We start from the raw sequence: 14,254 nt of genomic DNA on the forward strand, positions 1-14,254 counted from the left end.
GCTCACTTGTGCCGAAGATAGTTGGCTGGAAACGGCCTGTGAAAATAGGTAGATGCCGGCTTCTCTTTTATAAGCACCATTAGCTCAGTTGGTAGAGCAACTGACTCTTAATCAGTGGGTCCTGGGTTCGAGTCCCCGATGGTGCACCAAAAAAAGCCTTACGGAAACGTAAGGCTTTTTTCATAATGATTGCCGCTTTGTGGAGTGCTTTCGTTTTGCCGCTGACTTCAACCCAAGTCAACGGCTCTTTTTGTTTTGTAGGAGAAATTCAAGAACTTTTATTGTAAGAGAAACGGTGGCATATATGCAGCTGCCAATAAAAGTAAGCAGCAAAATTATTTAGAGAGCTGTCAAAAAAGGCTCGCCAATTCCTCAATGGCGGTTTGTTGGTACAATACCAACCAGTCAGGCTTTGCCCAACTATGGATGATATGTATCAGGCTTATAGTCAGAGGAGGAAAGGAATGGATTGCCATCTGTACGCGGGCCCCATTTTGACTTCGCTGAAATTTTCTGAACGCTGCCCCAACCGGCGGGCTCCTTCTTGTATGGGCGGATGCGATACATAATTCGGTGCTTGCCATTGGTAAACTCAAGAATGGCGATTTTGGCGGTGGGAAATTCAGTGTTGCTGGGGTCGACCAGTTGAAACCTCCAGGTATACTGTTCGCCTTCCAGTTCAGATAACTCTATGATTTGTTTGGCAAGCTTATGGGCTGTATCCTCATTGGGCTGTTCAAAATAGCCATTGTCGTCGACGTGCAATTCGCCTTTCGCATACGCCTCATCAATTGTCGCCTGGGCGGCGGTCATGAGGGAGCGAGCCTGGAGCATGATGCGCTTTTCAACGGCTTTGTCGATATAGCCGGTCAGGGACGGGACCAAAAGCGCTGCTAATACGGCCAGGATGACCAGGACAACGATCAGTTCAACGAGGGTAACCCCCCTTTTTTGGTTGGAATCACAGAACCGGGCCATAGCGCACGCCTCCCACATCAGTATAAAACCGTACAAATAAAGTATATGCACATAACGATGCTGCGTCAATTGTGGGGGATGCCAAATTCTTTATACATTATTTGTGAATAATGTAAGACTGTCGAAAAACTCTTGTAGGGGCGAGCATTGCTCGCCCGTGCCCGTTTGTCTGGGAAAATACCTTCCGGGAAAACGCATTGCTGCGTCAAGCTGGCGGGCGACCAATGGTCGCCCCTACACATTCAATAGGTCAGGAATGTGATTCTCTGACACACTGACGTTATTTGTGAATAATGTGATATTATAATTCGATTTGAAAAACGCAGACGACGGCGGTGGTAAGAGGTACTGCCAAAAATCCTGCCCCCAATTTGTCGATTGTGCCAAACGAATAAAGTTGCAATCCGATTTGACTTTTTGTATACTATATCTATATATACTATACAAAATAATCGGAAATATTATAAAAATTCTGGTTGGAAAGCGGGCTGGGTGTTGAAAAAGATTAGGATACAGCGGGTGAGCATCTTTGATATTGTCGCCACGCTGGTGTTGGCGGTGGTGCTCGTCGCGTTCGCGGTGCAGGGCACGGGGGAGTTGGCTCAAATGCAGACCGCCACGGACGATTACATCCAGTGCGAGACACTGGCCCGGCAGCTGCAAAGCGGGTCGGACTACCTGATCGAGCAGGTGCGGATGTACACCGCCACCGGTCAGCGGGAGTACATGGACAACTACTTTGAGGAGCTGAATACGACCCGCCGCCGCGAGAACGCTTTAGAGTATTTTGCAGAGCATTACGGCGACACCGATGCTTTCACGCTGCTGAAATCCGCCATGACAACGTCGCAAAATCTGAGCTATACGGATCGCGCAAACCCCGGCGAGAGCATCTTCAAGGATGCTGACGAGGCGCTGTACCGTGTCAAGCAGAACGGCAAGCACGGCTGCGGCTTCTATTAAGTGCGCACGGATTTTGCGCAGCTGCGCCGTCTGCCGGACCTGCTTTTCCCGCGGCGTTGTCCGTTTTGCGGGTCATTGCTGGGGCCGGACGCACTGCAGGGCACGGTTTGCCCGGCCTGCGTGCCCGAGGAAATGCGCTTACAGCACATTCCGGCGCGTCTGCCGGAGGGCGAACACGATTTTTACGCCGTGCGGGAGGCTGCCGCGGCGTATTATTACGAGGATATTGTACGTACAGCCGTTTTGCGCTGCAAGCGGGGCGGCTGCTTTTGGTATGCCCGGGAGCTGGCGGACCGTGTGGCCGTGCTGGTGTTCGGCGCACTGCCGGCCAAACAGCCCGGAAAAATGCCACAGTATGCGGGTGTGACCGCGCTGCCGCTGTACAGCTGTATTGTGCCGGTGCCGCCCCGCCAGCCGCTGCCCGGTATGCCGGGTCTGCCGCTGCTGCTGGCGCGCCGGTTGGGCGCGGTGCTGGGGGTCCCGGTGGAGACACCGCTGTACATCAAGCGCCGGGGCCGCCCGCAGAAGGAGCTTACCCGCGAGCAGCGCCTGCAAAACGCCAGGGGCGCGTTTGGCTGCCGCCCCGGCACAGACCTGACCGGCAGGCGGGTGCTGCTGATTGATGACATTATCACAACCGGTGCGACGGCATCGGCGTGTGCGCTGGCACTTTTGCAGGCCGGTGCGGTGGAGGTGACCGCTGTGGCGATTGCCGCGGCGGAGGAGCTGCCCAAGAGCCGGAAAAAGCCCCCTGAGACAAAACCATAAAAAGACCGAAGCGGCGTGCCCGGAAATCATGGGCGTACTGCTTCGGTTTTTTTCATAGCTTATACGAGCTTATACGGGGTATCTCCGCACCATCCGGTATGCCGTGCCTGCCCCGACCAACGCCAGCCCTGCCAAAAATAGGGTGAAAAATTTGGCGGTTTTGCCACGCGCATAAAATCTGAACATCCTGTATAATAAAGACACGGATCGATTTTCTGCTGTAAAAGGAGAAACCGCGATGACAAAGCAAAAATATATCATGGCGCTGGACGCGGGCACCACGTCCAACCGCTGCATCCTTTTTAACGCCAGGGGCGAGATGTGCAGCGTCGCGCAAAAGGAGTTCACCCAGTATTTCCCCAAGCCAGGCTGGGTCGAGCATGACGCCAACGAGATCTGGACGACCCAGCTCGGCGTGGCGCTGTCGGCCATGAACGAGGTCGGCGCGTCGGCGGAGGACATCGCCGCCATCGGCATCACGAACCAGCGCGAGACGACCATCGTCTGGGACCGTGACACCGGCGAGCCGGTCTACCACGCCATTGTCTGGCAGTGCCGCCGCACAAGCGAGTACTGCGACGAGCTGAAAGCCCGCGGCCTGACCGACCTGATCCGGCAAAAGACCGGGCTGGTCATCGACGCCTACTTCTCGGCCACAAAGCTCAAGTGGATCTTGGACAACGTGCCCGGCGTGCGCGCGCGTGCCGAGCGCGGCGACCTGCTGTTCGGCACGGTGGAGACGTGGCTCATCTGGAAGCTGACCTGCGGCAAGATCCACGTGACCGACTACTCCAACGCCAGCCGGACGATGATGTTCAACATCCACACGCTGGACTGGGACGACGAGATACTGAAAATTCTCGATATACCGCGCTGTATGCTGCCGCGTCCCGTGCCCAACAGCGAGTTCTACGAGTACGCCGACCCGATGCACTTCGGCGGCGAGATCAAGATCGCGGGGGCGGCGGGCGACCAGCAGGCCGCGCTGTTCGGCCAGACCTGCTTTACCAGGGGCGAGGCCAAAAGCACCTTCGGCACGGGCGGCTTTCTGCTGATGAACACCGGAGAGAAGCCGGTGTTCTCCCAAAACGGGCTGGTCACCACCGTGGCGTGGGGACTGGACGGAAGAGTGAATTACGCGCTGGAAGGCTCGATTTTTGTGGCGGGCGCAGCCATCCAGTGGCTGCGGGACGAGCTGCACCTGCTGGAGGACGCCCGCGACAGCGAGTACATGGCGCAGAAGGTCAGGGACACGAACGGCTGCTACGTCGTGCCTGCGTTCACCGGTCTGGGTGCGCCGCACTGGGACCAGTACGCCCGCGGCACCATCGTGGGCCTGACCCGCGGCGTGAACAAGAACCACATCATCCGCGCGACGCTGGACAGCCTGTGCTACCAGATCAACGATGTGCTGGCCGCCATGCAGGCGGATTCCGGCATTGACCTGACGGCGCTCAAGGTGGACGGCGGCGCGTGCGCGAACAATTACTTACTGCAGACGATGGCGGACATCAGCAACCTGCCGGTCAAGCGCCCCTGCTGCGTGGAAACGACGGCGCTGGGTGCGGCGTATCTGGCCGGGCTGGCCGTCGGCTATTGGAGCAGCACCGAGGACGTGCTGCAAAACTGGTCGGTGGACCGTGAGTTTATGCCGGGCATCCCCGACGACGAGCGCACCAGACGGCTGAAGGGCTGGAATAAGGCGGTGCGGTGCAGCTACGGCTGGGCGAAGGAGGAGTAAGGTCCCTTAAGCCTTCCCCTTGGGGGGAAGGTGGCCCGAAGGGGCGGATGAGGGGAGAACTTACGGAAGAGGTCTTTTAAAAGCGTGCCTCCCGGTAGGGGCCGGACATGTCCGGCCCTCTGCCAAAAGGCAAAATTACGCTTGCGGAAAGGCCGCGGGCCGGGCATGCCCGGCCCCTACAGTCTCTATATGGAAAAGTAAGCGGTTTTTGGCGCGCATAGGACGGGCGTAGCCGCGTCCTCTTGCCTCCCCTGGCAGGGGAGGTGGCGCGCAGCGCCGGAGGGGTCGAACTTTGCGGTAACCCGAAATAGTTCGGACCGCCGCAAGGTTCTCTCCCTCACCCGCTGCGGCGGGAGCCCCCTCGCAGAGGGGGCCGAGAAAGAGACGCCGCAATAGAAAACCAACAACACGAGGTATCAATATGTACGACATCATCATTATCGGCGCGGGCGTGTCCGGGTGCGCCTGTGCGCGGGAGCTTTCGCAGTATGACGCGAAAATTCTTGTAGTAGAGAAGGAGGAGGACGTCTGCTGCGGCACGTCCAAGGCCAACAGCGCCATTGTCCACGCCGGGTACGATGCGGCCCACGGCAGCCTGATGGCCAAGCTCAACGTCGAGGGCAGCCGCCGGATGCCGGCCCTTGCGAAGGAGCTGGATTTTGCCTACGACCGGTGCGGCAGCCTTGTCGTCTGCCTGAGCAACGAGGACCGCCCCGCGCTGCAAAAGCTCTATGAAAACGGCATCGCCAACGGCGTGGAGGGGCTGCGCATCATAGAACGGGACGAGCTGGTGGGAATGGAGCCGAACATCTCGGACGCCGCCGTCGCCGCACTGTGGGCGCCCACGGGCGGCATCGTCTGCCCGTTCGGCCTGACGTTTGCGTTGGCGGAGAACGCCGCCAAAAACGGTGTGCAGTTTCGGTTTGACACCAAAGTTACGGGCCTGCACCCGCTGGACGGCGGCGGAACCGGGTGGGCCGTCGAGACCGACCACGGCACGCTGGAAACGCGCTGCATCGTCAATGCGGCGGGCGTATACGCCGACACGCTGCACAATATGGCCGACGCGGCGCACCCCATGACCATCACGGCCCGGCGGGGAGATTACTTCCTGCTTGACCACACGGCGGGGCAGCATGTGCGGCACACGGTATTCCAGCTGCCGGGCAAATACGGCAAGGGCGTGCTGGTAACGCCCACGGTGCACGGCAATCTGCTGGTCGGGCCGACGGCCATCGACGTGGACGACAAGGAGGCCACGGCCACGACGGCGGCGGGCCTGGACGAGGTGCGGGAAAAATCCGGCCTCGCGGTCAAGGACATTCCGCTGCGCCAGACCATCACGAGCTTCGCGGGTCTGCGCGCCCACGAGGTGCGGCACGACTTCTTCATCGGCGAGATCGCGCCCGGCTTTGTGGACTGCGCGGCCATCGAGTCGCCCGGCCTGTCCAGCGCCCCGGCCATCGGTGCGATGGTCGCGGACATCGTGCGCGGCAGTCTGCACTTACACAATAAGCCCGATTTTGACCCGACGCGCAGGGGCATTCTGGACCCCAAAGCACTGGATCTTGCAGCGCGGGCGGAGCTTATCCGACAAAACCCGGCCTACGGGCAGATTATATGCCGGTGCGAGAGCGTGACCGAGGGCGAGATCATCGACGCCATCCGCCGCACGCCCGGCGCACGCAGTCTGGACGGCGTCAAGCGGCGCACCCGCGCGGGCATGGGCCGCTGCCAGGCGGGCTTCTGCAGCCCGCGCGTCATGGAGATCCTGGCGCGGGAGCTGGGCGTGCCGCAGAGCGAAATCACCAAGTCCGGCGGTGCGTCCAAAATCATCGTCGGCACGAACAAGGATAGCCTGTGAAAGGGGGCGTCTGCCATGAAAAACGTTGATCTGGTCATTATCGGCGGCGGCCCGGCGGGGCTGGCCGCGGCGGTGGCCGCACGCAAAAGCGGCGTGCAGGACATCCTGATCCTGGAGCGCGACAGTGAGCTGGGCGGCATCCTGAACCAGTGCATCCACAATGGCTTCGGCCTGCATACCTTTAAAGAGGAGCTGACCGGCCCCGAGTACGCGACACGGTTTGTGACGCAGGTACGCGAATTGGGAATTGAATACAAGCTCAACACGATGGTGCTGGATCTGGCGGCGGACAAGACCGTCACCGCCATGAACAAGACCGACGGACTGTTTCAGCTGCACCCCAAGGCGGTCATTCTGGCCATGGGCTGCCGTGAGCGCCCGCGCGGTGCGCTGAACATTCCGGGCTACCGGCCCGCGGGCATCTTCACCGCGGGCACGGCGCAGCGGCTCGTCAACATGGAGGGCTGCCTGCCCGGGCGGCGGGTCGTGATTCTGGGCAGCGGCGACATCGGCCTTATCATGGCACGCCGCATGACGCTGGAGGGGGCAAAGGTGCTCTGCGTGGCGGAGCTGATGCCGTACTCCGGCGGCTTAAAGCGCAATATTGTGCAGTGCCTCGATGATTTTGGCATTCCGCTGAAATTGAGCCACACGGTAGTGGACATTCAGGGCAAGGAGCGCGTGACCGGCATCACGCTGGCGCGGGTCGAAAACGGAAAACCCGTCCCCGGCACCGAGGAACACTACGACTGCGACACGCTGCTGCTTTCCTGCGGGCTGCTGCCCGAAAACGAGCTGAGCCGCGCCGCGGGCGTGGCGCTGAACCCCGTCACCGGCGGCCCGGCGGTCAATGAGAGCCTGGAAACGAACCTGCCCGGCGTCTTTGCCGCGGGCAACGTGCTGCATGTGCATGACCTGGTGGATTATGTGTCGGAGGAGGCCGCGGCGGCAGGTGAGCACGCGGCGGCATACATTGCGGGCGGCGGGGCCGCGGCGGGCCGCACCCTGCCCGTGCGGTGCGAAAACGGCGTGCGCTACACCGTGCCGACCACCATCCGCCCCGACTGCGCGGGGGATACCGTGACGCTGCGGTTCCGCGTGGGCGGCGTGTACAAAAATAAAAAAATCGCGGTGTACCGCGGTACAGACTGCATCTACAGCCGCAAGCGGCCCGTGCTGGCCCCCGGCGAGATGGAGACTGTGCGGCTGAAGGCCGAGCTCCTGCGCGGCCCGGGCGACGCCGTGACGGTAACGTTGGAGGAGGGCTGACGATGGAAAAACGTGAACTGATCTGCATCGGCTGCCCGATGGGCTGCCCGCTGACTGTGACGCTGGACGGCGGCGCGGTGGTCACCGTGCAGGGCAACACCTGCCCGCGCGGCGACGCCTACGCCCGCAGGGAGGTCACCGCCCCGACGCGCATTGTGACCACAACGGTGCGCGTGACCGGCGGCATCCTGCCCGCCGTGAGCTGCAAGACCCGCAGCGACATCCCGAAGGAGAAAATTTTTGACGTTGTCCGCGCGCTGAAAAGCGTTGTGGTGCCCGCCCCCGTACACATCGGTCAGGTCCTGCTGCCCGATGCAGCCGGGACCGGCGTGGATGTGGTGGCGACGAAGGACGTAGCCGAGGTGTAGATTCATCCCGTTATGAAAATAACTTTCCAAAAAAGTTAAATTTTCAAAGAAATTTGGGCAAAAATCAATGGCGTGTTTGAATATTGCACAAAGAAACCGTTGGTTTTTCGGCTTTTCGACAATTTTGCTAAAATCACTTTCTTTTTTGTGAAGAATATGTTAATATGAGATTAACAAAGTGTCGCGGCTGCGGAACCAGACGGCCCGGCGCCGAGTTGGGAGAGACCCACTCACAATTTTTGGAGGAATGCTTTTATGATGAAGTATCTGCAGAAGCTCGGTAAAGCCTTAATGCTTCCCGTAGCTGCTCTGCCCGTCTGTGGTATCCTGATGGGCATTGGTTACGCTCTGGCTCCCGCCGTTATGGGTGCCGAGGGCCCGACCTCCGGTGCTGCTTACACCGTAGGTTTCCTGCTGATCAAGGCCGGCGGCGCCCTGATCGACAACATGGCATGGCTGTTCGCCATCGGCGCTGCCGTGGGTCTGTCTGACGACCACGACGGCACTGCCGGTCTGGCCGGTCTGGTCAGCTTCCTGATGATGCAGCAGCTGCTCAGCCCCGGCGTTGTCGGCGCTGTCCGCACGCTGGAGGAAGGCACCGTCGATTACATTGCTTTCAGCAAGATCGCCGGCAACTCCTTCATCGGCATCCTGGCCGCCATCATCGGTGCTGCCTGCTACAACAAGTTCAAGAACACCCAGCTGCCTGACTGGCTGGCATTCTTCAGCGGCAAGCGCAGCGTTGCTATCGTGACCGCCGTTGTTTCCATCGTGGTTTCCGTTGTTCTGCTGTTCGTCTGGCCCATCATCTTCGGCGCTCTGGTTGCCCTCGGCAACGGCATTGCCAAGATGAGCGGCATCGGCGCCGGCATCTACGCTTTCCTGAACCGTCTGCTGATCCCCACCGGCCTGCATCACGCTCTGAACAACGTGTTCTGGTTCGACACCATCGGTCTGGGCGACCTGAGCCACTACTGGGCTGGCGATGTCACCGGTCAGAATGGTGTCAATTGGGACCTCGGCATGTACATGTCCGGCTTCTTCCCCTGCATGATGTTCGGTATTGCCGGTGCTGCTCTGGCCATGGTCCAGACTGCCAAGAACAAGAAGGCTGCTATCGGTCTGGTTGTTTCCGCTGCTATCTGCGCCTTCGTCTGCGGCGTTACCGAGCCGTTCGAGTTCGGCTTCATGTTCCTCTGCTTCCCCCTGTATGTTGTCTATGCTGCTCTGTACGGCATCTTCACCATCATCACCTACTACTCCGGCTTCCGCGCAGGCTTCTGCTTCTCCGCCGGTGCTACCGACCTGATCTTCTCCGCCAGCCTGCCCGCACATGCTAAGACCTGGATGATCATCCCTCTGGGCATCGCCGCTTTCGTTGTCTTCTATCTGGTCTTCAAGTTCGCTATCGTCAAGTTCGACCTGAAGACCCCCGGCCGTGAGGACGAGGATGCCGAAGCTGCTGAGGCCAACATCACCCTCGCCAACAACGACTTCACCGCTATCGCCTCCGGCGTTCTGGCTGCTGTCGGCGGCAAGGGCAACGTTGCCAACGTTGACTACTGCGCCACTCGTCTGCGCTTTGAGGTCAAGGACAGCACTGCTGTCAACGAGAAGGCCGTCAAGGCTGCCGGTGCTGCCGGCGTTATCCGCCCCAGCAAGACCGCTTGCCAGGTCGTCATCGGACCCAAGGTCCAGTTCGTCTACGACGAGCTGAAGAAGATGCTGTAAAAACAGGCATCACCGGATAAAGGTCTGGTTCCCTTTATCAACTCCGCCGCGGGCGGGCGATCAGCCCGTCCGCGGCTTTTTCTGTGATTTGCTGCAAAAACGGCACAAAATCTTGGTACAAATCACATAAACCGGTCATGGTATCCCGCCCCATGGCGTGGTATAATGAAGAATAGGAAAACCGGGGCAACGCACCCCGAAAAGATCAGGAGGTATTTTCTTATGAAGATCATCCGTGCAAAAGATTACTACGACATGTCCCGCAAGGCCGCCAACATCATCTCGGCCCAGGTCATCATGAAGCCCAACTGCGTGCTGGGCCTGGCCACCGGCGGTACGCCCGTGGGCACCTACAAGCAGCTGGTCGAGTGGTACAACAAGGGCGACATCGACTTCTCCGAGGTCACGACGGTCAACCTGGACGAGTACCGCGGCCTGCCCAAGGAGCACCCCGAGAGCTACTGGAGCTTCATGCACCGCAACCTGTTTGACCATGTCAACATCCGTCCCGAGGCCATCAACCTGCCGGACGGCACCAACATGGACGCCGACGCCGAGTGCGCCCGCTATGACGCGGTCATTCACAATGTGGGCGGCGTTGACCTGCAGCTGCTGGGCATCGGCAACGACGGCCACATCGGCTTCAACGAGCCGAACGAGGCATTCGAGCTGGGCACCCACTGCGTTGATCTGAAGGAGGAAACCATCGAGGCCAACAAGCGCTTCTTCGACGGCAACGCCGATCTGGTCCCCAAGCAGGCCTACACCATGGGCATCAAGACGATCATGCAGGCCCGCAAAGTCCTGATGGTCGCCAACGGCAAGGGCAAGGCCGACATCGTCAAAAAGGCGTTCTTCGGCCCCGTCACGCCGGAGGTCCCCGCCAGCATCCTGCAGATGCACCCCGACTTCATTCTGGTCGGCGACGAGGAAGCCCTGAGCGAGATCTGATTTGCGGAGGAACACTGCAATGATTATCAAAAATGCAAAAGTCTACAGCGACGGCTGCCGCTTTGTGGAAAAGGACCTCATCATCCGCGATGGCCGCATCGTCTTTGGCGCGGCCCCGCAGGAGGGCGAGGATGTCATTGACGCGGGCGGTGCCTATGCGCTGCCGGGTCTGGTGGACATCCATTTCCACGGCGCAGTCGGCCACGATTTCTGCGACGCCGACGAGGCCGGCCTGCAGGCCATCGCTGATTTTGAGGCGAGCAAGGGCGTGCTGGCCATCTGCCCCGCAACCATGACGTTCAGCGAGGAGATCCTGAACGGCATCATGGACGTGGCCGCGGCCCACAAGAACGAGCGCGGCGCGGATCTGGTCGGCATCAACATGGAGGGGCCGTACATCAGCCCCAAGAAGGTTGGCGCGCAGAACCCGAAGTACGTCATGGCCGCCGACGCGGGCATGTTCCGCCGCCTGCAGGCGCGCAGCGGCGGGCTGATCAAATTGGTTGACGTCGCCCCCGAGGAGCCGGGCAATCTGGATTTCATCAAGGAATGCCGCGATGAGGTGCGCATTTCGATTGCCCACACCTGCACCGATTACGACACGGCCAAGGCCGCGTTTGCGGCGGGGGCATCCCACATGACCCACCTGTACAACGCGATGCCGGGCATCACCCACCGTGAGCCGGGGCCGATCATTGCCGCGCTGGAGGACGGTGCCGAGGTCGAGCTGATCACCGACAACGTCCACATTCACCCGGCGATGGTGCGGTTCACCTTCAACACCTTCGGGGCGGATCGTGTGATTTTGATTGCGGACAGCATGATGGCCTGCGGTCTGCCTGACGGCCAGTACAGTCTGGGCGGCCAGGCCGTCACGGTGCGCGGACCCCGCGCGACGCTGACTGAGCAGCCCGGCACGATTGCGGGCAGCGCGACCTGTCTGTTTGACTGCATGAAGCGTGCGGTCCTCGACATGGGCGTGCCCCTTGAGAGTGCCGTCCGCGCCGCGACCCTGAACCCCGCCCGCAGCATCGGCATTGATGCCGATTACGGCAGTCTCGACGCAGGCCGCTACGGCAACGTCGTGCTGGTCGATGATAAGCTGGATATTTTGAAGGTTGTGCGGCACGGAGAGGTTATCGGCTAAACCGGGAACGGCAGTCCCCCGGAAACTCGCTTTCTTTTGGCAGCAAAAGAAAGCTTGCAAAGAAAACTGCCGCTGTTGCGAATGCAGCGGACCCCGCCTTAGGGGCTGCACGCCCCTAAGAACCCCAATAAGGAAGTCGGAAGGGCCGATGGCTAAACGGACGCAGTATTACTGTCCGTTCTTAACGCCATCGGCCCTTCCTCCACTTTTGAGTCGGGAGTTCCCCCGAACCCCCGCAGGGGTGAGGTGGAGGCCCCCTTGTCAAAGGGGGCTGGCCGCGTTAGCGGACTGGGGGATTCCGACGGGCTGTGCGTGGTCGCCCATTCCCGGGCAACCTCCGCACGCGAAAAGGGGCCGGGCTGCCGCCCCCCCTCGCCCCTCTCGTCCGCGACCCGTTTACGGCAGTCTGTAGGGGCCGGGCATGCCCGGCCCGCAGCCTCGCCATTACCACCCCTTTTATCCTTTGCATCGTAGGGAGGGGTCTTGACCGCTTGACGGCGCACAACGAGCGCCGTCAGCCAGCAAAGCTGGCCCGCTCATGCGGTTGTTTGCCCTGCAGGGGCAAACATTGTTCGCTCCCCGATTTCGCTCCGCTCAACCGTGGGCCCACGCTCACAACCCCGCACCTCCGCGGGGCGTCGGGGACGCCGCCCCCTACAACACAATCCGCAGGGCTTCTCATTACCGCAAACGTCCGCGGCGGCCTGGGGGCAGGCCGCCCTACATCCCACTTTACCACATTCCGTGGGACGGGCCTTCGCCCGCAACTCATTCACGCCACCCTGTAGGGGCCGGGCATGCCCGGCCCGCAACCCTGCCATTACCACCCCGTATCCTTTGCATCGTAGGGCGGCAAGCCACAGGGCCTTTGCATAACCGCCCAGCCCCCTCAAACACAAAAATAACCTGCCTGCGACCTCTCGCAGGCAGGTTATTTTTTTAGTTCCTTTTCTTCTAAGGAAAGGAACAAATCCCCGTCTCGCAAAAATTACTTCCGGTCAATCGCCACAACTACGCCGGCCAGCGCCAGCAGGGCCAGCAGGTTCGGCACGGCCATCAGGCCGTTGAACAGGTCGGCCAGCGCCCAGACCAGATCGACCTTCAGGGTAGAGCCGACCAGAATGAACGCAACTACAATGATGCTGTACACCGGCAGCAGTTTCTCGCCGAACAGCGCCTTGAAGTTCGACTGGCCGAAGAAATACCAGCCGATGATCGTCGAAAACGCGAAAAAGAACATGCACACCGCGATGAAGATCGGCCCAAAGCCGCCGAACGCCTGGCTGAAGGCGGCCTGGGTCAGCACCGTGCCGGTCATGCCCTGCGGGATCAGGCCGGACGTGATCAGCACCAGGCCGGTCAGCGTCAGCACAACGAACGTGTCAACGAACACGCCCAGGATCGCCACAGCGCCCTGGTCCTGCGGGCGCTCGACCTTGGCCAGCGCGTGGGCGTGGGGCGTCGAGCCAAGGCCCGCCTCGTTGGAGAACAGGCCGCGGGCCACGCCGAAACGCATGGACTGCTGCACGGTCACGCCTGCGATGCCGCCCGCCATGGCCTGCGGCTCAAACGCCAGCACAAACACCTGCGCCAGCGCGCCGGGCAGCGCCTTGGCGTTGATGACCAGAATGACGATGCAGCCCAGAATGTAAAATGCCGCCATGATCGGCACAACTTTTTCCGTTACAGCGGCAATTCTCTGCACGCCGCCCAGGAAGATGAACGCCGCAATGGCCGCCACCACGACGCCCACCGCCAGCCGGTTCAGGCCAAAGGCGTTGTGGAACGCATCACCGATGGAGTTGGACTGTACCATGTTGCCCATGAAGCCCAGCGCCAGAATGATGAGCACCGAGAACACCGTGGCCAGCACCTTGCCGACCTTGCCCTTGAACGCGGCGCGAATATAGTACGCCGGGCCGCCCGTGACATGGCCGTTCACCGTGGTCTTGTAGTGCTGCGCCAGCACGGCCTCGGCGTAAATGGTCGCCATGCCGAAAAACGCCGACACCCAGGTCCAGAACAGCGCGCCCGGGCCGCCGCTGACCAGCGCCGTGGCACAGCCCGTGATGTTGCCGGTGCCGACCTGCGCCGCAATGGCCGTCGTCAGCGCCTGAAAGCTGCTCATGCCCTCGGCGTCCGCCTTTTTGCCGCGCAGCGTAAAGCCGCCGAACACACGGCGGAAGCCCTCACCAAAGCGGCGCACCTGCACGCCGCGCAGCCGCACGGTAAAGTACACGCCCGTGCCGACCAGCAAAAACAGCAGCAGCGAGTTCCACAGAACATCGCTGAACTGCTCAATAAACGTAGTAAATGCCGCCATACTGACCCCCATAACTTTTACATCCAAAATCCCCGCCGCAATGCGGGCGACTTATTTACTATACTATGAATTTGATATAAAGTCAAGTGTATTTGTATGGCGCACACACTGGCGGCTGTGTCCGGTAAACGGGCGCTTGCGGGAAGCCCGC

11 protein-coding genes and 1 tRNA gene are annotated in these 14,254 nt (G+C 60.6%); 10 read left to right on the plus strand and 2 right to left on the minus strand.

Features of this window, described 5'->3' with window-relative positions; translation table 11 throughout:
* The first annotated feature begins 73 nt into the window (after window positions 1-73).
* Window positions 74-149, plus strand: a tRNA-Lys gene (locus tag B5D32_RS11275).
* A gap of 271 nt (window positions 150-420) precedes the next feature.
* Here the strand turns inward: B5D32_RS11275 and B5D32_RS11280 are convergent.
* Window positions 421-978 carry a type II secretion system protein gene (locus B5D32_RS11280; protein ID WP_078785128.1) on the minus strand — a complete coding sequence of 186 codons (558 nt, stop codon included), beginning with the start codon at window positions 976-978 and terminating at the stop codon, window positions 421-423.
* Between the two features lie 519 nt (window positions 979-1,497).
* On the opposite strand from B5D32_RS11280, the gene B5D32_RS11285 reads away from it, so the two are divergent.
* The 9 genes from B5D32_RS11285 to nagA all read left to right on the plus strand — a co-directional run bounded on the left by B5D32_RS11285 (window position 1,498) and on the right by nagA (window position 11,780).
* Window positions 1,498-1,941 (plus strand): hypothetical protein, encoded by a 444-nt coding sequence (locus tag B5D32_RS11285; RefSeq protein ID WP_078785129.1) that lies wholly within the window; start codon window positions 1,498-1,500, stop codon window positions 1,939-1,941.
* A complete protein-coding gene (locus B5D32_RS11290) occupies window positions 1,942-2,709 on the plus strand; it encodes a ComF family protein (RefSeq protein WP_078785130.1) in 768 nt (255 codons plus the stop codon). It begins immediately after the preceding gene.
* A gap of 238 nt (window positions 2,710-2,947) precedes the next feature.
* Complete coding sequence (glpK, locus tag B5D32_RS11295) at window positions 2,948-4,450, plus strand: glycerol kinase GlpK (RefSeq protein WP_078785131.1); 1,503 nt, start codon at window positions 2,948-2,950, stop codon at window positions 4,448-4,450.
* Between the two features lie 421 nt (window positions 4,451-4,871).
* Window positions 4,872-6,314, plus strand: a complete 1,443-nt coding sequence (locus tag B5D32_RS11300; RefSeq protein WP_078785132.1) for an NAD(P)/FAD-dependent oxidoreductase — start codon at window positions 4,872-4,874, stop codon at window positions 6,312-6,314.
* 15 nt (window positions 6,315-6,329) lie between these two features.
* Entirely contained in the window at window positions 6,330-7,583 is a 1,254-nt protein-coding gene (locus B5D32_RS11305; RefSeq protein ID WP_078785133.1) for an NAD(P)/FAD-dependent oxidoreductase, read from the plus strand.
* A gap of 2 nt (window positions 7,584-7,585) precedes the next feature.
* Window positions 7,586-7,951: a DUF1667 domain-containing protein gene (locus B5D32_RS11310; protein WP_078785134.1), complete on the plus strand. Its 366-nt coding sequence runs from the start codon at window positions 7,586-7,588 to the stop codon at window positions 7,949-7,951.
* 255 nt (window positions 7,952-8,206) lie between these two features.
* Window positions 8,207-9,682, plus strand: coding sequence for a PTS transporter subunit EIIC (locus B5D32_RS11315; RefSeq protein WP_078785135.1), 1,476 nt, complete (start codon window positions 8,207-8,209; stop codon window positions 9,680-9,682).
* 222 nt (window positions 9,683-9,904) lie between these two features.
* Window positions 9,905-10,633, plus strand: coding sequence for a glucosamine-6-phosphate deaminase (gene nagB / locus B5D32_RS11320; protein ID WP_078785136.1), 729 nt, complete (start codon window positions 9,905-9,907; stop codon window positions 10,631-10,633).
* Between the two features lie 19 nt (window positions 10,634-10,652).
* Entirely contained in the window at window positions 10,653-11,780 is a 1,128-nt protein-coding gene (gene nagA, locus B5D32_RS11325; protein WP_078785137.1) for an N-acetylglucosamine-6-phosphate deacetylase, read from the plus strand.
* 988 nt (window positions 11,781-12,768) lie between these two features.
* On the opposite strand, the gene B5D32_RS11330 is transcribed toward nagA, so the two are convergent.
* Entirely contained in the window at window positions 12,769-14,103 is a 1,335-nt protein-coding gene (locus B5D32_RS11330) for an alanine/glycine:cation symporter family protein (protein ID WP_078785138.1), read from the minus strand.
* Window positions 14,104-14,254 lie beyond the last annotated feature (151 nt).

Origin of the sequence: Gemmiger formicilis (assembly GCF_900167555.1) — a bacterium.
Taxonomy (GTDB): domain Bacteria; phylum Bacillota; class Clostridia; order Oscillospirales; family Ruminococcaceae; genus Gemmiger; species Gemmiger formicilis.